The sequence below is a fragment of the Micromonospora sp. NPDC049366 genome, from assembly GCF_044466625.1.
GTDB lineage: Bacteria > Actinomycetota > Actinomycetes > Mycobacteriales > Micromonosporaceae > Micromonospora.
Map to the genome: position 1 here is coordinate 194,071 of NZ_JBITMV010000003.1, position 19,512 is coordinate 213,582.

Annotated in this window: 17 protein-coding genes and 1 tRNA gene; 12 read left to right on the plus strand and 6 right to left on the minus strand. The window is 72.2% G+C overall.

All coding sequences use genetic code 11. The features are described from left to right. Window positions 1-145: 145 nt before the first annotated feature. Both topA and ACIBTV_RS06910 read left to right on the plus strand, forming a co-directional pair. Window positions 146-3,055 carry a type I DNA topoisomerase gene (topA, locus tag ACIBTV_RS06905; protein WP_396703066.1) on the plus strand — a complete coding sequence of 970 codons (2,910 nt, stop codon included), beginning with the start codon at window positions 146-148 and terminating at the stop codon, window positions 3,053-3,055. A gap of 115 nt (window positions 3,056-3,170) precedes the next feature. Next, complete coding sequence (locus ACIBTV_RS06910) at window positions 3,171-4,139, plus strand: DUF559 domain-containing protein (protein WP_396703067.1); 969 nt, start codon at window positions 3,171-3,173, stop codon at window positions 4,137-4,139. Between the two features lie 81 nt (window positions 4,140-4,220). Here the strand turns inward: ACIBTV_RS06910 and ACIBTV_RS06915 are convergent, their stop codons facing one another. Beyond that, a complete protein-coding gene (locus tag ACIBTV_RS06915; protein WP_396703068.1) occupies window positions 4,221-5,537 on the minus strand; it encodes a D-arabinono-1,4-lactone oxidase in 1,317 nt (438 codons plus the stop codon). 226 nt (window positions 5,538-5,763) lie between these two features. Between ACIBTV_RS06915 and ACIBTV_RS06920 the strand changes: the two genes are divergently transcribed. Then, the gene (locus tag ACIBTV_RS06920; protein ID WP_396703226.1) at window positions 5,764-6,339 is read left to right on the plus strand and encodes a TetR family transcriptional regulator; all 576 of its coding nucleotides are present in this window, start codon (window positions 5,764-5,766) and stop codon (window positions 6,337-6,339) included. A gap of 220 nt (window positions 6,340-6,559) precedes the next feature. Here the strand turns inward: ACIBTV_RS06920 and ACIBTV_RS06925 are convergent, their stop codons facing one another. Beyond that, window positions 6,560-7,774 (minus strand): alanine racemase, encoded by a 1,215-nt coding sequence (locus ACIBTV_RS06925; RefSeq protein ID WP_396703069.1) that lies wholly within the window; start codon window positions 7,772-7,774, stop codon window positions 6,560-6,562. A gap of 148 nt (window positions 7,775-7,922) precedes the next feature. On the opposite strand from ACIBTV_RS06925, the gene tmk reads away from it, so the two are divergent. From tmk to ACIBTV_RS06955, 6 genes are all read left to right on the plus strand, one after another. Further along, window positions 7,923-10,334, plus strand: a complete 2,412-nt coding sequence (gene tmk / locus ACIBTV_RS06930; protein WP_396703070.1) for a dTMP kinase — start codon at window positions 7,923-7,925, stop codon at window positions 10,332-10,334. Continuing rightward, window positions 10,334-11,614: a DNA polymerase III subunit delta' gene (locus ACIBTV_RS06935; RefSeq protein ID WP_396703071.1), complete on the plus strand. Its 1,281-nt coding sequence runs from the start codon at window positions 10,334-10,336 to the stop codon at window positions 11,612-11,614. The genes tmk and ACIBTV_RS06935 overlap by 1 nt, the downstream gene beginning before the upstream one ends. A gap of 177 nt (window positions 11,615-11,791) precedes the next feature. Then, window positions 11,792-12,121: a YbaB/EbfC family nucleoid-associated protein gene (locus tag ACIBTV_RS06940; protein ID WP_396703072.1), complete on the plus strand. Its 330-nt coding sequence runs from the start codon at window positions 11,792-11,794 to the stop codon at window positions 12,119-12,121. Between the two features lies 1 nt (window position 12,122). Then, window positions 12,123-12,428 (plus strand): hypothetical protein, encoded by a 306-nt coding sequence (locus ACIBTV_RS06945; protein ID WP_396703073.1) that lies wholly within the window; start codon window positions 12,123-12,125, stop codon window positions 12,426-12,428. Then, complete coding sequence (locus ACIBTV_RS06950) at window positions 12,428-13,114, plus strand: hypothetical protein (protein ID WP_396703074.1); 687 nt, start codon at window positions 12,428-12,430, stop codon at window positions 13,112-13,114. The genes ACIBTV_RS06945 and ACIBTV_RS06950 overlap by 1 nt, the downstream gene beginning before the upstream one ends. A gap of 343 nt (window positions 13,115-13,457) precedes the next feature. Continuing rightward, window positions 13,458-14,294, plus strand: coding sequence for a stage 0 sporulation family protein (locus ACIBTV_RS06955; protein ID WP_396703075.1), 837 nt, complete (start codon window positions 13,458-13,460; stop codon window positions 14,292-14,294). 47 nt (window positions 14,295-14,341) lie between these two features. On the opposite strand, the gene ACIBTV_RS06960 is transcribed toward ACIBTV_RS06955, so the two are convergent. After that, window positions 14,342-16,057: a metallophosphoesterase family protein gene (locus ACIBTV_RS06960; RefSeq protein WP_396703227.1), complete on the minus strand. Its 1,716-nt coding sequence runs from the start codon at window positions 16,055-16,057 to the stop codon at window positions 14,342-14,344. 192 nt (window positions 16,058-16,249) lie between these two features. On the opposite strand from ACIBTV_RS06960, the gene ACIBTV_RS06965 reads away from it, so the two are divergent. Continuing rightward, a tRNA-Thr gene (locus ACIBTV_RS06965) sits at window positions 16,250-16,326 on the plus strand. Between the two features lie 92 nt (window positions 16,327-16,418). Here the strand turns inward: ACIBTV_RS06965 and ACIBTV_RS06970 are convergent. Both ACIBTV_RS06970 and ACIBTV_RS06975 read right to left on the minus strand, forming a co-directional pair. After that, on the minus strand, window positions 16,419-16,637 hold the full coding sequence (locus ACIBTV_RS06970) for a tyrosine-type recombinase/integrase (protein WP_396703228.1): 219 nt from the start codon (window positions 16,635-16,637) through the stop codon (window positions 16,419-16,421). Between the two features lie 387 nt (window positions 16,638-17,024). Then, the gene (locus tag ACIBTV_RS06975) at window positions 17,025-17,369 is read right to left on the minus strand and encodes a hypothetical protein (protein ID WP_396703076.1); all 345 of its coding nucleotides are present in this window, start codon (window positions 17,367-17,369) and stop codon (window positions 17,025-17,027) included. 364 nt (window positions 17,370-17,733) lie between these two features. Here ACIBTV_RS06975 and ACIBTV_RS06980 point away from each other — a divergent pair, with 364 nt between their 5' ends. Together ACIBTV_RS06980 and ACIBTV_RS06985 are read left to right on the plus strand one after the other, a co-directional pair. Next, complete coding sequence (locus tag ACIBTV_RS06980; RefSeq protein ID WP_396703077.1) at window positions 17,734-18,279, plus strand: GNAT family N-acetyltransferase; 546 nt, start codon at window positions 17,734-17,736, stop codon at window positions 18,277-18,279. Window positions 18,280-18,363: 84 nt separating this feature from the next. Next, the gene (locus tag ACIBTV_RS06985) at window positions 18,364-18,753 is read left to right on the plus strand and encodes a hypothetical protein (protein WP_396703078.1); all 390 of its coding nucleotides are present in this window, start codon (window positions 18,364-18,366) and stop codon (window positions 18,751-18,753) included. Window positions 18,754-18,789: 36 nt separating this feature from the next. Here the strand turns inward: ACIBTV_RS06985 and ACIBTV_RS06990 are convergent, their stop codons facing one another. Beyond that, a complete protein-coding gene (locus ACIBTV_RS06990) occupies window positions 18,790-19,425 on the minus strand; it encodes a hypothetical protein (RefSeq protein ID WP_396703079.1) in 636 nt (211 codons plus the stop codon). Window positions 19,426-19,512: the final 87 nt, after the last annotated feature.

The following is a 19,512-nucleotide window of genomic DNA, read 5'->3' on the forward strand; positions in this document are numbered from 1 at the left end:
CCTGCCGGTGCGGTTTGCCGCCCGCGAAACCCGAAACGTGGACGGCGCGTTACGTTGGACATCCGGGACCACCGGGTCCGGCGGGCCGCACACGGCCCGAATCGGGCGCGAGCGGCCATGAGCAGGAGTGAGGTCGGGGAGAGACGTGCCGAGCAACGCTGGAACCACCCGTCTGGTCATCGTCGAGTCACCGGCGAAGGCCAAGACGATCTCGGGCTACCTCGGCCCGGGGTACGTCGTGGAGGCCAGCTTCGGGCATGTCCGCGACCTGCCGCGCAACGCCGCCGACGTGCCGGCCAAGTACAAGGGTGAGCCGTGGGCCCGGCTGGGGGTGGACGTCGACAACGGCTTCCACGCCCTCTACGTGGTCTCCGCCGACCGTAAGCAGCAGATCAGCAAGCTGGTGAAGCTGGCCAAGGAGGTCGACGAGATCTTCCTGGCGACGGATGAGGACCGCGAGGGCGAGGCCATCGCCTGGCACCTGGTGGAGACGCTCAAGCCCAAGGTGCCGGTCAAGCGGATGGTCTTCCACGAGATCACCAAGCCGGCGATCCAGGCGGCCGTGGCCAACCCGCGTGAGATCGACCGCGACCTGGTGGACGCCCAGGAGGCCCGGCGCATCCTCGACCGGCTCTACGGCTACGAGGTCTCCCCCGTGCTGTGGAAGAAGGTCATGCCGAAGCTCTCGGCCGGCCGGGTGCAGTCCGTGGCGACCCGGATCGTGGTCGAGCGGGAGCGGCAGCGGATGGCGTTCCGCACCGCCGAATACTGGGACATCCTGGCCACCCTGGCCGTCGCCGACGCCGGCGAGGGGCCGCGCACGTTCAACGCCACCCTGGTCGCCCTCAACGGCGACCGGATCGCCACCGGCAAGGACTTCGAGCCGACCACGGGCAGGGTCCGCCCCGGGGCGGGCGTGGTGCACCTCGACGAGGGTGGGGCCCGAGGGCTGGCGGCCCGTCTGGAAGGGCGGCCGTTCGCGGTCACCCGGGTCGAGGAGAAGCCCTACCGCCGCCGCCCGTACGCGCCGTTCATCACCTCCACGCTCCAGCAGGAGGCGGCCCGCAAGCTGCGGTTCTCGTCGCAGCAGACGATGCGCACCGCGCAGCGCCTCTACGAGAACGGCTACATCACCTATATGCGTACCGACTCGGTGAACCTGTCGGAGACCGCCATCGCGGCGGCCCGCCGGCAGATCGTCGAGCTCTACGGCGAGCGGAGCGTGCCGCCGGAGCCCCGCCGCTACACCGGCAAGGTCAAGAACGCGCAGGAGGCGCACGAGGCGATCCGCCCCGCCGGCGACAACTTCCGCACCCCGGGCGAGGTCGCCAAGGAGCTCTCCGCCGAGGAGTTCAAGCTCTACGAGCTGATCTGGCGGCGCACCATCGCCTCACAGATGACCGACGCGGTCGGCTCCAGCGTCTCGGTCCGCATCCGGGCGATCTCCTCCACCAGCGAGGAGGTCGACTTCGGCGCGACCGGCAAGACCATCACCGACCCGGGCTTCCTGCGGGCGTACGTCGAGTCGAGCGACGACGAGAACGCCGAGGCCGAGGACGCCGAGCGTCGCCTGCCCACCCTGGTCAAGGACCAGCCGCTGACCGCCGATGAGCTGGCCGCGCAGGGGCACCACACCCAGCCGCCGTCCCGCTACACCGAGGCGTCGCTGGTCAAGGCCCTGGAGGAGTTGGGCATCGGCCGCCCCTCCACGTATGCGTCGATCATGCAGACCATCCAGGACCGCGGCTACGTCTTCAAGCGCGGCCAAGCCATGATCCCGTCGTTCCTGGCGTTCGCGGTGATCGGGCTGATGGAGCGGCACTACCCGCGCCTGATCGACTACGACTTCACCGCCAGCATGGAGAACGAGCTCGACGAGATCGCCGGCGGCGACCACGCCGCGGTCGACTTCCTCACCTCCTTCTACTTCGGCAGCAGCAACGGCACCGGCGACCAGGCGATCGCCCACGCCGGCGGCCTCAAGAAGCTGGTCACCGAGAACCTCAGCGAGATCGACGCGCGCAGCGTCAACTCGATCCCGCTCTTCACCGACGACGAGGGCCGCGAGGTCGTCGTCCGGGTCGGCCGTTACGGCCCCTACCTGCAGCGGGCGCTGCCGGGCGAGCAGCCCGCGCCGTCCGGTGGGGCCGCGCCGTCCGCTGGGCAGCCGACCCCGGCCGGCGAGCAGGCCGCGCCGTCCGGCGAGGGCGAGGAGGGCGGCAGCCACGGCGACCGCGCCCCGATCCCCGAGGGCCTGGCGCCGGACGAGCTGACCCCGGAGAAGGTCCACGAGTTGTTCCTCGGCGGCGGAGGTGAGCGCAAGCTCGGTGACGACCCGGCCACCGGTGAGCCGATCCTGCTCAAGTCCGGCCGCTTCGGCCCGTACGTGGCCAGCGGTGAGCGGAAGTCGTCGCTGCTGCGCTCGCAGTCGCCGGACTCGCTCACCTTCGACGACGCGCTGAAGCTGCTCAGCCTGCCCCGGCTGGTCGGCGTCGCCCCGGACGGGGTCGAGGTCTTGGCCAACAACGGGCGCTACGGCCCGTACGTGAAGCGGGGCGAGGAGTTCCGGTCGCTGGACTCCGAGGAGAAGATGTTCACGGTCACGCTCGACGAGGCGTTGGCCCTGCTGGCCGCCCCGAAGACGCGCCAGCGCCGGGCCGCCGCCCCGCCGCTGCGCGAGATGGGCAACGACCCGGCGACCGAGAAGCCGCTGGTGATCAAGGACGGCCGGTTCGGGCCGTACGTGACGGACGGCGAGACCAACGCGTCGCTGCGGCGGGGGCAGACCCCGGAGGCGTTGACCCTCGAAGAGGCCTCCGAGATGCTCGCCGAGAAGCGGGCGAAGGGCCCGGCGCCGCGCAAGAAGGCGGCGGCGAAGAAGGCTCCCGCCAAGAAGACGACGGCCGCCAAGAAGACCACGGCGACCAAGAAGACCACGGCGACCAAGAAGACCGCGGCGGCCGCCAAGTCCACCGCGGCCAAGAAGACCACGACGGCCAAGGCCACCCCGGCCAAGAAGGCGGCCCCCCGCAAGGCCGCAACCACGTCGGAGTAGGCCCGTTCAAGGAATCTTGGAAGATTGAAGCCCCTGGAGGGGCCTCAGGCTTCCAAGATCTGCGGGTTGTCCACAGGCGCGGCGGTGCGGCGTTCCTGCTTGGCAGGGTTGGGGTGTGAGTAGTGGTGGAGCTTCTCTGGCGGCTCTGCGCCGGCCACTGCCGGCCGACGATGCCGACGAACTGACCTGGCTGCTCTTCCGTCAGGAAGAGGTGATCAGCTTCGAGCAGGCCCTCCGGCACCTGTCCCGCAAGTCGGTGCGGCACCGGGTGGCGAGCGGCCGGTGGCGCCGAATCCATCGCGCGGTGTTCGTCACCCACAACGGGCCCGTCGGTCCTGGGCAGCTGCGCTGGGCGGCGGTGCTGGCCGCCGGCCCGCTCGCACTGCTCGGCGGGCTGACCGCGGCGCAGGCCGGAGGGCTCCGGGGCTTCCCCACCCGCCGCATCCACCTCCTGCTCCCGGATACCTGTCGGCGGGGGCCGCTGCCGCAGGGGGTGCTGGCGCACCGGACGGCACGCCTGCCGCCGGAGGACGTGCTCACGATCGGGCAACCGCCGCGGACGATGCCCGCCCGGTCAATCGTCGACGCGGCCCAGTGGGCGGCCACCGACGACGAGGCGCGGGCCATCGTGGCAGCCGGTTTCCAGCAGCGCCTGGTCGGGGGCGACGAGCTGCACCGAGTCCTCGATCACATGCCCCGCGCCCGCCGCCGGAATCTGATCCTCCGGACGGCGACGGACGGGGCCGGTGGCTCCCACTCGCTCAGCGAGCTGGACTTCCTCCGTCTTGTCCGTCGAGCCGGCCTGCCGGAGCCCAGCCGGCAGAAGATGCGCTACGACGCCTCTGGACGCCGCCGCTACCTGGACGCCTACTTCGAACAGTGGCGGGTGCACGTCGAGATCGACGGTGCCCAGCACTTCGATCCGCGTGCGGCGTGGGCGGACATGCGCCGGGAGAACGACCTCTGGGTCGAGGGTGACCGGGTGCTCCGATTTCCCGCGTGGGCGGTGCGAAGCCGTCCCGACGAGGTGCTCGCCCAACTCCGCGCCGCGCTCCGCGCCGCTGGTTGGCCCGGCCCGGCCTGAGGATCTTGGAAGTCTATGGCCCCTGGAAGGGCCTTTTCCTTCCAAGATCTCGGGGCGGGGCGGGGCGGGGCGGGGCGGGGCTCAGGCGCCGAGGAGGTGGGTTTGGTGGGGGTTCGTGAAGACCCGCTCGGGGTCGAGGCGGTCGCGGACGGCGAGGAAGTCCGCCCAGCGGGGGTAGGCGGGGGCAAGGGTCACCGCGTCGCGCCAGTGCAGCTTGCCCCAGTGCGGGCGGCCGCCCAGACCGGCGGCGACCTGCTCGAACGCCCGGAAGTACGGCTCGTACGGCATGCCGACGTACTGGTGGACGGCGATGTACGCGGAGTCGCGGCCGTAGCCGTGCGACAGCCAGATGTCGTCAGCGGCGGTGAACCGCACCTCCACGGGGAACAGCACCTTGAACGGCAGTTCGTCGACGATGCGCCGCAGTGCGCCCAGCGCCTCGCCGAGGGCTTCGCGCGGCAGCCCGTACTCCATCTCCACGAAGCGGACCCGGCGCGGGGTGCAGAAGACCTGGTCGGAGCGGCCGGTGTAGCGGCGTTCGGTGAGGGCCCGCGCGGAGACCGCGCTGATGTGCGGGGCGAGGGCGGGCACGGCCCGGCCGAGGCGGCAGGCGCCCGCGAAGACGGTGTTGGACAGGAACTCGTCGTCGAGCCAGCCGCGCAGCCGGGACAGCGGCCGGTCGTGGGTGGGCACCCGGTCGTTGGCCTTGACCTGCACCCGCGCCGTGTACGGGAACCAGTAGAACTCGAGGTGGTCGTGCGCCTCGATCAGTTCGGGGAGTTCGGCGAGCACCGCGTCCAGCGGGGCGGGGCGCTCGTGCGCGTGTAGGACGAACGCGTCCACGCAGCGCAGTGTCACGTCGACCAGCACGCCGAGCGCCCCGAGGGAGACCCGCGCGGCGGCGAACACGTCGGGGTGCTCGTCGGCGGAGCAGTGCAGCAGGTCGCCGGTGCCGGTGACCAGGGTGAGCGCCTCGACGAAGGTGGCCAGGCAGCCGTACGCCGCGCCGGTGCCGTGGGTGCCGGTGGAGATCGCGCCGGCGATGGTCTGCGCGTCGATGTCACCGAGGTTGGGCAGCGCGAGGCCGTGACGCGCGAGCAGGTCGTTGAGCGCGCGCAGGGTCATCCCGGCCGGTACGGTGACCAATCGACGCTCGGTGTCCACCTGTACGCCGGTGTCCAGCGCGGTCAGCTCCATCCGCCGGTCGTCCGCGAGGGCGATCGCGGTGAAGGAGTGCCCACTGCCGGCGACCCGGATCCGGGCGCCGTCGGCGCGGGCCGCCCGCACCGCCTCGGCGACCTCGGCCGTGCTCGTGGGGCGGAGGATGGTGGTGGCGGTGCCACGCTGGTTGCCGGCCCAGTTCGACCACTGGACGGTGGGAGGTGCGGTGCCGACCATGGCGCTCCCTCGATATGAATATGAACTGACTTCATATCAGGAACGTTGTCGCTGGTAAATACCGCAACTGAGTCCCGCTCGTTGTACCGATAGTCACGACCTCGTGACGTGGAGATATGTTCATCTGTCGAAGGGGGGTGGCACCTCAGTGTCCACACCAGCCGCCACGACCGGGCCGCTGCGCCGCGTACCGGTGCAGGGTCGAAGTGTCGCGCGTGTCCAGCGAATGCTGGACGCCTGTGCCGAACTCGTCGACGAGGTGGGGTACGAAGGGCTGACCACGACCTTGCTCGCCGAGCGTGCCGAGGTGGCCATCGGGTCGGTCTACCAGTTCTTTCCGGACAAGCGGGCGATCGTGCAGGCGTTGACCCTGCGCACGATGGAGTCCTACCTCCAGCGGCTCGACGAGCGGTTCGCCTCGGACGACCTGACCCACTGGTGGGACGGCGTCGACGCGGGCATCGACGAGTACATCACGATGCACCGCACCGTCCCCGGATTCCGTACCCTCCACTTCGGCGACGTGGTCGACCTGCACCTGCTCGACGAGCAGCGGGACAACAACGGGGTGATCGCGGACCAGCTCGCCCGCGTGCTCACCGAACGCTTCGGGCTGACCGACGTGCCCGAGCTGCGTTTCCATCTGGAAATTGCGGTCGAGGTGGCGGACGCGCTGATCAAGCTGGCGTTCCGCCGCAAGCAGGACGGCGACGACCGGGTGCTGGTCGAGGCCAAGGCGCTGATCCGGGATTACCTCCACCGCCAGGTGGACGCCCCGGCCGACGCGACGCAGGCCGGCTGACCGGCCGACACGATCGCCGTCCACGCCGAGTGGGGCGGCGAACCGGAGGCGGCGGCAGCGGCAGACCCGGGGTGCGCCGGGCGGAGTGAACGGCCCGCGGTGCGGCGGGCGGAGCGAAGAGCCCGCGGTGCGGCGGGCGGGATCGGTCGAAGGCCCGCAGGTGCGGCGGGCAGCGGTGGGAGAGCGGACGGCCCCGGGGGTGCGGCCCGGGGCCGGTGGCTCAGAGGAAGGCGTGCCCGTCGCCCCGGTAGGTGGGCACGGTCGCCACGACGGTGTCGCCGTCGACGAGGTGCAGGTCGTTGACGTGTTCGCACAACTCGCCGGCCTTCGCGTGCCGGAACCACACCCGGTCACCGACCCGCAGCGTCGCCGCCGCCGCGCCGGCCAGCGGTGTCTGCACCTCACCGGCGCCCTCGGCGCCGAGCAGGGTGAGCCCGGCCGGCAGGACCGGCCGGGGCAGCCGGCTCGTCGCGGCGGGGCCGGAGGCGATCCAGCCGCCGCCGAGCACGGTCGCCAGGTCGGCCGTCGGCCGGCGGACCACCGAGCAGGCGAAGTACGCCGCCGGGGCGGGCTGCCACGCGCGGTACGCGTCGAAGAGCGTGGGGCCGTACAGGCCGGATCCCGCGGTGACCTCGGTGACCGCGGGATCGGCGCTGGTCGCGGCCACGCTGCCGGTGCCGCCGCCGTTGACGAACTCCAGGTCGGCGTGCTGCCGCACGGCGGCCACCGCCGCGCCCCGGCGGGCCACCAGCTCACGGTACGAACCGCGCTGGGCGAGCCGGATCGCCTGCCCGAGTGCCCGGCCCGTGCGCCCGGGCGGCGCGTCGCCGAGGCCGGCGATCTGTGCCTCGTACGCCATCAGGCCCACCAGCCGATAGCCCGGCCGACCGGCGACGGCGGCGGCCAGCGCGCCGGCCGCGCCCGCGCTGTGCACGGGTGAGCGGCGCACCCCGACGTGCACCCGCCCGCCGAGCGGTCGCCACGACGCGTCCAGGTCGAGGCAGACCCGCAGCTCGGGACGCTGGCCTGGGGCGCGTACGGCGTCGACCAGCTCGAGCTGATCGGTGCCGTCGATCATCAGGGTGACCGCCGCGGCGAGGGTCGGGTCGGCCGCCAGTTCGGCGAGGGCTCCCCGGTCGGCGGTGGGGTACGCGACCAGCACGTCGTCGCTCACTCCGGCCCGGACCAGCCAGATCGCCTCAGGCAGGGTGAAGGCCATCACGCCGTGCCAGCCGGGTCGCCCCAGGGCGCGGCTGATCAGTGCGCGGCTGCGGACGGACTTGCTGGCGAGCCGGAGCGGTTTCCCGGCGGCGCGTTCGGCCAGCGCGGCTGCGTTGGCATCGAAGGCGGTCAGGTCGACGACCGCGTACGGCGGGTCGAGGTGGGCTGTCGCCCGATTCAGGCGCTCGCGAAGTTTGTCGCTTTCGGTGGCCACGTGTGCACGCTAACTGTCCGGCGGTCAATGCGAAATACCCTCGCGTCTGCCTGGGTGCGGTGGATGGTCCCGGCGACCTAGGCTCGACGAGCAGGAGAATGTCACGGGTGGGGTGGCTCCCCACCGGGTCTAGAGTGTTGCACCGGGGATGCCCAGCGATGGGCCGGCACGTGGAGGTACGGCCATCGAAAGCGAGAAGTACGGCGAGTCGTCCGGCGTGTCGCCGACAGGCGGCCAGCCCGGCGTGTCGCCCGAGGCCGCCCAGCCGACCGAGGCCGGGGACGCCGCCACGCGCGCCGATCCCGCTCAGTCCGCCGAGTCGGTCGGTCAGGTCGGCAGCACCTCGGCCCCGCTCGGCAGCGCCGCGGGGCAGATCGGTGGCGCCGCACCCGCCGGCGGCGGCGCCGGCCAGGCGGCCGGGCCGCAGACCGACCGGTCGGGCTACGGCGCGATCCGGTCCGTGCTGCGCATCCGTCCGTTCCGCCGGCTCTGGATCGTGCTCGGCGCCGCGTCCTTCGGTGACTGGCTGGGTCTGCTCGCGACCTCCGTCTTCGCCGCCGCCCAGGTGCAGGGCAGCACGGCCAAGGGTGCCGCCTTCGGCGGCCTGATCGCGGTCCGGCTGTTGCCGGCGCTGGTGCTCGGCCCGATCGCCGGCGTCCTCGCCGACCGGTTCGACCGGCGCTGGACGATGGTCATCTGCGACCTGCTGCGCTTCGTGCTCTTCGCCTCGATCCCGCTCTACGCCCTCAGCGGCGCCAGCGGCGCCCTGGTGGTCACCTGGGCGGCGATCGCCACGTTCCTCATCGAGTCGATCACCCTGCTGTGGATCCCGGCCAAGGAGGCCGCGGTCCCCAACCTGATCCCGCGCGCCCGGCTGGAGACGGCCAACCAGCTCACCCTCATCACCACGTACGGCCTGACCCCGGTCCTCGCCGCGGTCGCCATCGCGGTGCTGGACCGCAGCGTCCGCGCGACCACCGGCGGGGAGGTGCCCGGCTGGGCGGAGCCGGCGCAGCTGGCGCTGTGGTTCAACGCGTTCTCCCGGCTGGCGACCGCCATCGTGGTGGCCTTCGGCATCAAGGAGATCAGCCGTACGCGGGCGAGCGGTCAGGAGCGCACCGAGCAGAGCATGACCCGGCAGTTCGCCGAGGGCTGGCGGTTCATCTCGCAGACCCCGCTGGTCCGTGGCCTGGTGCTGGGCATCTTCGGCGCGTTCGCGGGCGGCGGCATCGTGATCGGCACCGCCCGGTTCTTCGCCAACTCGCTCGGCGCCGGTGACGCCGCCTTCTTCCTGCTCTTCGGCTCGATCTTCATCGGTCTGGCGGCCGGCATCGGGCTCGGCCCGATGATCGTCAAGGACATGTCCCGCCGGCGCTGGTTCGGCATGAGCATCGTCCTGGCCAGCGCGGCCGTGATGACGCTGGCCTTCGCCATCCACCTGTCGATGGCGATCGTCGGCGCGGTCCTGGTCGGCGCGGGCGCCGGCATGGCCTTCCTGGCCGGCACCACGCTGCTCGGCGGCGAGATCGCGGACGAGGTCCGCGGCCGGGTCTTCGCCGTGGTGCAGATCGGCACGCGGCTGGTGCTGATCCTCGCCATCGCGCTGAGCAGCCTCCTCGCGGGCGTCGGCGGCTCCCGCAAGCTTGAGATCGCCGACCTCGGCGTCTCCATCTCGTCCACGCGGCTGCTGCTGCTCGCCGCGGGCGCGGCCGGCATCTTCGCCGGGATCAGCGCGTTCGGCCAGATGGACGACAAGAAGGGCGTGCCGGTCCTCGCCGACCTGTGGGGCTCCATCCGGGGCCGCCCGCTGATGCCGGCCGAGCCGTTCGTCTCCAACGGCCTCTTCGTGGTCTTCGAGGGCGGCGAGGGCGCGGGCAAGTCCACCCAGCTGGCCGCGCTCGCCGAGCGGCTGGGCGGCCAGGGCCGGGACGTGGTGGTCACCCGCGAGCCGGGCGCCACCGGGATCGGCCAGCGGATCCGGTCGCTGCTGCTGGAGACCTCCGGTACCGAGGCCCCGTCGCCGCGCGCCGAGGCGCTGCTCTACGCGGCCGACCGCGCCCACCACGTGGCCACCGTGGTCCGCCCGGCGCTCGTCCGGGGCGCCGTGGTGATCAGTGACCGGTACGTCGACTCCTCCCTGGCCTACCAGGGCGCGGGCCGTACGCTCCCGGTCGACGAGGTCTCCTGGCTCTCCTCCTGGGCCACCGGTGGGCTCAAGCCGGACCTGGTGGTGCTGCTCGACGTCGATCCGCACACCGGCCTGTCCCGGGTGGCGGCGCGCACCGAGGGCCCGGACCGGCTGGAGGCCGAGTCGGTCGCCTTCCACGAGCGCGTCCGCTACGCCTTCCTCGACCTGGCCGCCAACGACCCGAAGCGCTACCTGGTGCTCGACGCCTCCCGGCCGGCCGAGGAGATCTCCCAGCAGGTCGCCCGCCGGGTGGACGAGATGCTCGGCAGCCCGGGCGGCATCGTGCACCCGCGGCCGGCGCAGGGACCGGACACCTCGGTGCAGCCCGAGTTATCCGACGCGGAGCTGGTGACGATGGAGCAGCGCACCTGATGCCGGACGTCTTCGCCGACCTGGTCGGGCAGGACGACGCGGTCGCCACGCTGCGCCGGGCCGCCGAGGCGGCCGCGGCCGTGCTCCGGCACGCTGCCGCCGACCGTACGCCCGCGCTCGTCCCGGCCGGCGTGGACGGCACCGCGACGGCCGGCACCGACGGCACCGGCCGGGCCGGCGGTGCGCCCGACCCGGGCGCCGGCATGACCCACGCCTGGATCTTCACCGGGCCGCCCGGCTCGGGACGGTCGGTCGCGGCGCGCGCCTTCGCCGCGGCCCTCCAGTGCGCCCACGGCACGGGCTGCGGCGAGTGCCCCGGCTGCCACACCACGATGGCCGGCACCCACGCCGACGTCCGGCTGGTGGTGCCGGAGGGGCTCTCCATCGGCGTCGGCGAGATGCGCGCGCTGGTGCTCCGCGCCGCCAGCACCCCGTCCGGTGGGCGCTGGCAGGTGGTGGTCATCGAGGACGCGGACCGGCTCACCGAGGCCGCCGGCAACGCGCTGCTCAAGGCGATCGAGGAGCCGCCGCCGCGTACGGTCTTCCTGCTCTGCGCCCCGTCCACCCACCCGGACGACGTGTCGGTGACGATCCGGTCGCGCTGTCGGGTCGTACCGCTGCGGCAGCCGCCGGCCACCGCGGTGGCCGAAGTGCTGATCCGCCGCGACGGCGTGGCGCCCGACGTGGCGCAGTGGGCGGCCGCCGCTGCTCAGGGGCACGTCGGACGCGCCCGCCGGCTGGCCCGCGACCCGGAGGCCCGCGCGCGGCGGGAGGCCGTGCTCGCGGTGCCCCGCCGGCTGACCGGGGTCGGTGCGGCGTTCGACGCGGCGTCCGCGCTGATCGAGGCCGCCGAGGCGGAGGCCGAGGCGTCGGTCGCGGAGGCCGACGCCACCGAGCGTGCCGCGCTGGAGACGGCCCTCGGCGCGGGCGGCACCGGCCGGGGCGCCGCCGGCGCCATCCGAGGGGCCGCCGGGCAGCTCAAGGACCTGGAGAAGCGGCAGAAGTCGCGGGCCACCCGGGCCCAGCGGGACGCGCTGGACCGGGCGCTGGTCGACCTCGCCGGCTTCTACCGGGACGCGCTCACCATGGCGCTGCGCGCCCCGGTTGCGCCGGTGCACACCGACACCGCCGCGATGGCGGAGGCCGGCGCGCAGAAGTGGGACGCGGAGGGGGCACTGCGCCGGCTGGAGGCGGTGCTGGAGTGCCGCGCCGCGATCGAGGCGAACGTGAAGCCCCGGATCGCCGTCGAGGCGATGATGCTCGCCCTCTGGCGGGGCTGACCCGGTCTCCTGGCCGGCGGCGGCACCGGCCGCCGCCCTGCGCGTCGAACCGTCCCGCCCGGCGGACCGGCTGTCCACAGGCATCGACAGCCCCGATTCCCGTGCGGTACGGTCCGGAGGCTGCCGTGGTGACGGCAACGACACGCTCAGTGACGCCAGCCCGGGAGGAGTCCGCCGATGCCACGGGGGGAGATCGACGAGGCCTGGATCGAGGAGGCGGTGCGGCGCTACCGCCGCATCGAGTCCCTCCAGGCCGAGTTCGACCAGGCGGTGTCGACGGTGGAGGTCACGGTGCGGTCGCCGGACGGCCTGGTCGAGGTCGTCGTGACCGCCGGCGGGCGGATCACCGACGTCCGTTTCCTCGGCCCGCTGCACGCCCGCAACCCGCGCGACGTGGCCGGTTCGGTGCAGGCGGCGGTCAGCGCGGCGGCCGACGCCGCCGAGTGGGCGCGGGAGAAGCTGCACAAGGAGACGTTCACCGCCTACCGACCGTTGGCGGGAGCCTGACATGGACACCCTGCGCGCCCTCGCCGCCCGCCTCGACCAGGCGAGCACCGTGCTGACCACGCTCTCCCACACGGTCCCGGCCAACGATCCCGGGTCGGCCGCCTTCGGCGTCGACGCACCCGGCCGTGCCGGGGAGGTCGGCCGTGCCCTGCACCGGCAGTGGACGGCCGCCACCGATCACCGGGCCCGCGAGGCCCGGGCCGCCGCCGGCCGGCTCAGCGCCGCCGCGGCCGCCGTCCGCGAAGCCGCCGACGGCTACACCGACGCCGATCGCGCCGCCCGGCTGCGGCTGGCCGGGGAGGCGTGATGGACACCCTCGACCGGCTCGCCGAGCCCGGCCTCGACCTGCTGCGCCGGGTCGACACGCTGCTCGCCGCCGGCGCGCCGGACGCGCACCCGGTGTGGCCGCTGCTGCGCCGCATGCAGGTGCTCCCCGGCGAGGCGGTGCGGGCGTTCCTCGACCTGCGGCCCGCGCCGCTGGCCGACGCCGGTCACGGGGTGCGCCGGTTGGTGCGGGGCTACGACGACGTGTCGACGACGCTGACCGACGCGGTGCTGTGGTCGGGGCCGGCCGCCGAGGCGTACGGGCATTCCCGCGCCGCGCTGCTGCACCACCTGGACGAGGGCCCGGACAGCCTGGTCGGGCGGCTCGAGTCGACCGCCGGCTATGCCGACGCGCTCGCCGACTGGGTGGAGGGCAGCCGGCTCGCCCTGGCCCGTGCGCTCGCCGACGTGCTCAGATCCGCCGAGGCGGTGGCGGTGGTCGCCGCCACCTCGATGGTCACCGGGTCGGCCGCCCGGTCGGGTCCCGCCGGTCCGGGGGTGACCGAGGCGGCCGAGATCGCGGTCCGGGTGCTGGCGGTGCTCTGCGTCGCGTACGACGGGGCCGAGACCCTGCTGCGCGAGTGGGCGCCGAGCCTGGCCGAGTCGACGTGGCGACCGCCGGTGGCCGGGCGGGTCCGCTACGACGCACCGACCCGGGTCGGCTGGTAGGCCCCGGCGCCTTTTCCGGCCCGTGGACCCGCGGGCCGGGCGTCGCCTCGCCGGCTGACCCCGAACAGCCCACGGCGTCGCGCTCGGGTGCCCGGTCGACCGGGCACCGGCGGCGACGCCGTGGCCTTCCCCCTGCACCCCCCGCAGGTCTGCCTCCACTCAACGCCTCCACCGGTCGTTTGTCGCCCGTGCCGGCGCGGATTCAGCCGTCCGGGCGAGGACCAACAACACGACGGGTGGGGCGGCGGGTCGGTCGAGTCGACCGCCATGGATGGCTGCACGGTGTAGTCGTCCGGCGACGCCCCACCCGCCGCCGTCCGCCGGCCCGTCGTAGGGTGGGGAGATGGGCATGCTCTGCGCGGTCAGCTTCAACCGGTACGGGCGCCTCTACTACCTCGATCCGGGGGCGCTGACCCCGCAGGTCGGCGACAAGGTGCTGGTGCCCACGGACGACGGGCCCGAGGTGGCCGAGTGCGTCTGGGCGGCTCAGTGGGTCAGCGAGGACACCGACGGCTTCCCCAAGCTGGTCGGGCTGGCCGGCGAGGAGGACCTGCGCCGCGACGAGGCGCTGCGCCGGCGCAAGGCCGAGGCGAAGGTGGCCGCGAAGCGGCTGATCCGGGCGCACGGCCTGCCGATGAAGGTGGTGGCCGTCGACCACGTGCTCGGCTCCGGTGAGGGCGGCGAGCGCAGCACCGTCTACTTCACCGCCCCCCACCGGGTGGACTTCCGCTCACTGGTCCGCGACCTCGGCGCCACCCTGCACTGCCGGGTCGAGCTGCGCCAGCTCTCCGCGCGCGACTCGGCCCGCGTCCAGGGCGGCATCGGGTCGTGCGGCCGTGACCTGTGCTGCGCGACGTTCCTCACCGACTTCGAGCCGGTGACCATCCGGATGGCCAAGGACCAGGACCTGCCGCTCAACCCGCTGCGCATCTCCGGGGCGTGCGGCCGGCTGATGTGCTGCCTGAAGTATGAACATCCGCTCTACCAGCGGTTCCAGGAGTCCGCCCCGGCGGTGGGCAGCCGGGTGACGACGCCCGAGGGCGACGGCCGGGTGGTCGGCCACAGCGTCCCCCGCGACTCGGTCACCGTCCGGCTGGACGCGGGCGGCTCCCGCTGCTCCTGCTCCCGAGCCTCCGTCTGCGCCCCCCGCCAAGCCCACGACCAGCACTACAACCCCTAACCCGCGCCGCCCTCGTTGCGCCAACGGGGTCCCGGTGAGGGGTTGGGTCAGGTCAGGGTTATGGGGGGTTCGGCCAGGTGAGGGGTCAGGGCCGACTTCGGGGTCAGCCAACTGGCGGTGGGGGTCTGGTCCGGGTTGAGTTGCCAGTCGCGGGCCACCCGGTCGACCGCCACGGGATAGATGGTCAGCGTGCCGTCCGGGTCGATCCGCATCCGGAGGAACGACTTCGAGTCCTCAATGCCCTGACCGGCGAAGAGCTCGTTGAGGTTCACCCCGAACGCGCCGGCCACCAGCAGGTACGCCGCCACCAACTGGCTGGCCACCAGCCCGCTGACCGGCCCGTACAGCACGGCGGCAGCGACCACCGGCAGCGGCCACGACCAGTCGTAGAACGGCAGGTGCAGCCAGGCCCACGTGCCGGCCGCGCCCAGCCCCACATGGGCGAGGCCGTGCGCGACACCGAGGATCCAGTGTCGGGCGTGCCGCTTGCCGCCGGCGCTGGGCGGCTTGGCGAAGAAGGCGGCGCCGAGCAGCGTCACCACCAGCATCAGCACCAGCGGCACGCTGAACAGTCGCTGCTCGGTGGTGCCCACCCGGTTCGCCGCCACACCGGCCATCGCCAGCATCAGCAGCGTGTGCAGGGTGCCGAGCAGCGTCGTGAAGCCCGGGTTGCGCAGCGGCAGCCGGGGGAAGATGCCCCAGCCGTACCGCCGGGAGCGCGCCGCCTCCGGGTAGCGGGCCTTCAGGTCGTACGGGCGGGTGCGGCTGGACCGCCGGGCGAGGGTGTCCTTCGGGGGCACCTCGATCCGCTCCGGCAGCTTGTGCGTCGGGTACAGGTAGGCGCCGCCGCCACCGCACGTGACGAGCTGCCGATCGTCGCCCGCGTACCGGGCGTAGTGGTGCAGGTCACCGGAGACCAGCAGCCGGACCTGCGCGCCGGTGGGCGAGATGATCGTACGGATGAAGTAGTCGATCGAGTCGTACGCCGTGGGGTGGTCGACGGCCTTGACCCACGTCGGCGCCGGCACCGCCAGGATCACCCGGCTGTGCGGTCCCAGCCGCTGCGCCACCGTGTCGAAGTAGGCGAGCTGCGGGTCGTCCAGGTACGAGCCCGACTGGTCGTCCAGGCCGAGCAGCCACCAGTCCGCGGGCAGCTCCACCGCGAAGTACGAGCGGGACTGGCCGGTGGCCCAGCCACCGAAGTGGCGGTCCCGGGAGCGGACGAAGAGCCGCAGGAAGGCGGTCAAGCCGTCGTACCAGTCGTGGTTGCCCGGGACCGCGAACAGGGTCGGCCGCTGGGGCGGAGTCACCGGCAGGGCGGCCTGGTAGGGGCCCTTGCACCGGTCCTCGTACGCCTCGTAGGCCGCCGACGGATAGACCTGGTCCCCGCCCATCACCAGGGTCTGCGCGCGGGGCAGTCGATGCCCGTCGACCTCCAGCTCCGGCTGCGCCAGCAGGTACGCCACCGAGTAGGTGGCGTTGAAGCCGTCGCCCAGGTCGGCCACGTAGTCCAGCCAGAGCCCACCGTCCGGCCCGATCTGCCGCTCGATCCGGGCGTCCAGGGAGTTCTGCAGCTCCCGCTTGTCGAGGTAAGCCCCGAAGAGCATCGCCAGCAGCGTACGCAGGCCGGTGCTGATCAGCAGAAGCGGCGCGAGCCACGGCACCGGCTTGCGGGGCGTGAAGCCCAGCTCCAGCGGGTCGATGCTCCGCGGTCGACGGGCGGCCCGCTCGCCGACCGGCTCGCTGGCCGGGCCGTTGGTCAGGTCGTCCGCGCGCGGGTCGGCGTTACCGGAGCGGTGGTGATCGTCGGTCACCCGCCGCAGCGTAGTACCGCCCTGCCGCGAACGCTGTCCGAGGAACGACCGGAACGCGTCGGATGTCCGCCCCGACCGCTCGCCGAAGCGGGGGATCCGGTTCGGCGGGCGCGGAGGCGTGCCGTACACTTGGCGATCGTTGCCGCCTTAGCTCAGTCGGCTAGAGCGACGCACTCGTAATGCGTAGGTCGACGGTTCGATTCCGTCAGGCGGCTCCATAGAAAGGCCCAGGTCACCGGCTTGATCGCCGATCATGGCCTGGGCCTTTTGCTTGCCTTCGCAGGGCCGAGCAGCCAAGCGAGCAGCCAACCTATTCACCCGACCACAGCGCCCCTTCCATGCGGGACGCGGCTTCCCGTGCGATCTCGGGCGCGACGTGGGCGTAGATGTTGAGGGTCACGCTGATCTGCGAGTGACCGAGGATCTCCATGACCACGCGGGCGGGTACGCCCTGGGCGAGCAGGACGCTTGCCGCCGTGTGTCGGAGGTCGTGCAAACGAACTTGCCGCAGACCAGCCTGCCGGATGATCTATCGGAATGAGCGGCAGTCGTTGAGTGGATGGATCGGGGTACCGACACTCGTCGCGAAGACGAGGCCAGGGTCTACCCAACGGTCCGACTCAAAACGCTCTGCGGCCTGGCTCTCCCGATGACGACGCAGAGCCGCCAACACCGTGGGGGGTAGAGGCAACGTCCGGCGGGACCGAGCCGTCTTGGTTTCGACGAACACGAGCCCACCTGAATCCGGATCGCGCTGCAACTGGCCACGAACACGAAGCGTGCCCGCCGTCAGGTCAACGTCTTCCCACCGCAAGCCCAGCACCTCACCTTGACGAAGCCCGAGCGCGATGCCGATGAGCCACCGGGCTTCCAGCCGCAGCCCCTCGACCGCTCCGCCTTGTCCCGTCCAGAGAGTTCATCGCCGTGTCGAGGTGCGCCGCCTGCGCCCCCTCTTGATCAGAGCGCCGAACACGCCGACGCACACAACCGAACAGACGGCCATGACTACCGCTGCGAACGGATCACTTTTCGGCCCTGACAGAATTTCCACCGATGCAATTCCGAAAATGACGGCAAGGCTGGGCAGCAAAATGCGCGCCACACCCCGATGATGACGCCGATTGTGTATGGCTTGAATGCGACGTTGCTCGGCAGTGAGGTCCTTCTCCCAGGGGGTGTTGAAGGGCCAGTTGGCCATCCAGATTATGGCAGTCAACCCCGCAATAATCATCAGCACCGTAACGATGGCTTTGAAGAGCATGCTCTACCTCCAGAAGCCGTCAGTCCATGACCGAACTAAAGGCGTTGGTGAAGGGTTATGGTCGGCGGGGCCCTGGGTCAGTAGGTGCGAGATGATAGTGACTGGTAAGCGGCGGCCTGTAAAGCAACTGCGACGGACACCCTGCCGCTGATGGGTTACCTGACGGTGAAAGCCATGGCCGGGAGCCACCGAGGCGAACGGAGCCGGACGAGCCCGGACTGATCCGGTTGCCGCGAGCGTGGCGGCCAGGGCGAAGCGGACGTTGCCGCACGGCTGCGGAGTGGTCTTGGGAATCTACGGATCAGGAGTACGGCCGCTCTCTGGCCCGGTGCTACCGCGCGCAGCGCTGGCATAATCCCCGCACGTGAGCGAGTACCTGGTCCGCCCGATCCGGGGCGACGAGTGGCGTGAGGTTCGGGCGCTGCGTCTGAAGGCGTTGAAGGACGAGGCTGCCCCGTTGGCCTTCGTCGAGTCCTATGAGGAAGGTGCTGCCCAGCCGGAAGAGTTCTGGCGGGGGCGCGCACAGCGTTCCTCCAGCGATGCTGGACCAGAGGCGGGGGCATGTCAGTTCGTCGCGATCGCCGATGACGGCACCTGGGTGGGAACGTCGGTCGCACTGGTCGAGAAGGCGGGCGAGCGGGACTTCGAGGGCGAGACGATCGAGCAGTCCGGCGGGCATGTGGTGGGCGTTTTCCTGCAGCCGGAGCACCGCGGCCAGGGTGTGATCGGGCGCTTGTTCGACGCAGCACTGGATTGGATGCGTCAGCGGGACCTTACGAGGGCGCGTCTCTATGTGCATGCGGACAACATCCGCGCGCAACGCGCTTACGAGAAGATTGGCTTCACGGCCACCAGGAGGAGTGTCGACGGATCCCTCGGCCCCGAGATCGAAATGGCACGGGCACTCTGATCCCAGAACCGGGCCGGGCCGGGCCGGCCACGCTCGCGGTATTCAAGGGCTTTCATCCTCACTGACGGTGCGTATCGTCTGCGCATGAGCGAGAACGCCTTCGTGTTCCCGGCCATGACCAAGGCCGATGTGATGCGGCTCCTGGGCGCTCTTGCGCACGCTCAGCCGGGTCAGTGGGTCGCGCCGGGGCCGGTCTTCGTGTGGTTGGTGGAGGAGGACCGTCACCTGTACGTCGACTGGGAAGCGCACATGGTGGCGATGCTGGATCGTGCGGTCGACCAGCGGCCTACCTGGGCAGTTCAGGTCAACTACCGAGTTTCGCGGCGGGAAGAGATGGTGGCGCTGACTCGCGCGCTGTTGCAGTCGGGCGGTGTGGCGGTGGACGACTTCGTAGAGCACATTTGGACAGCCGAAGAGATCATGACCGATGCGCTCGTCCGGGCCCGCCGTTTCGGCGAACCGCCGCTGCGGTGATGAGCGGAGCCTCACGGGGACAGTGCCAGTGGTTCGCTAGCCCTGGAGGCGCTGCGCCCAGTACACCTGCCCGTCGGGGCCCAGGTAGGCCAGAGCCAACAGCAGGTCCGACAGCGCGATGGGCGCGGTGGCCGTTCTGGCCGCCGCCAGTCCGGGCCTCTTCACGTACGGGATCTGCGCGACGAACGTCAGCGGGGAGGCCTCGGCGTCGGAGACGGCAAGGCGTGAGCCGTGGCTCCACCAGGTGTCGCCGTCCTTGATGTCGCCCGCGCCTTTCAGCCAGGGATAGCGCTCGGCGATCCGGTTCTCCACTCCGGCGCTCCCGGCGCTGATCGCCTCCGGCCGCGGCGAGGAGACGGCGAAGTTTCCCACCTTGATGTTGGTCCGCTTGTCGATGAGGAAGATCGCGAAGTATCCGCCGTCGAACGGCTCGGGCGGAGCCTCCCAGGACACGCGGCCGAGCACCAGTTGGTCGCCCTCGTTGGGCACGGGCGCCGGCACGTTATCGCCGAGCACGGCCCGCGCCTCCTGCGGGGAGACGAACGTGAGTGACGAGGTGACGGCCAGCGCCTCCGGCCCGTACGGCGGGTGGTTGTGCCACCAGCGCCAACCGCCGACAGCCACCAGCGCGAGCACGACCGCCACGACCAGCGTGATCCTTCGCCATGTCACGGGCGACAGTGAACCATGGGATCGCCAGTTCGGCCGCGTCCGCCCGAGCCGGCGGTCGGCGCGCAGCGGCGACGGGACGCTGAGTGC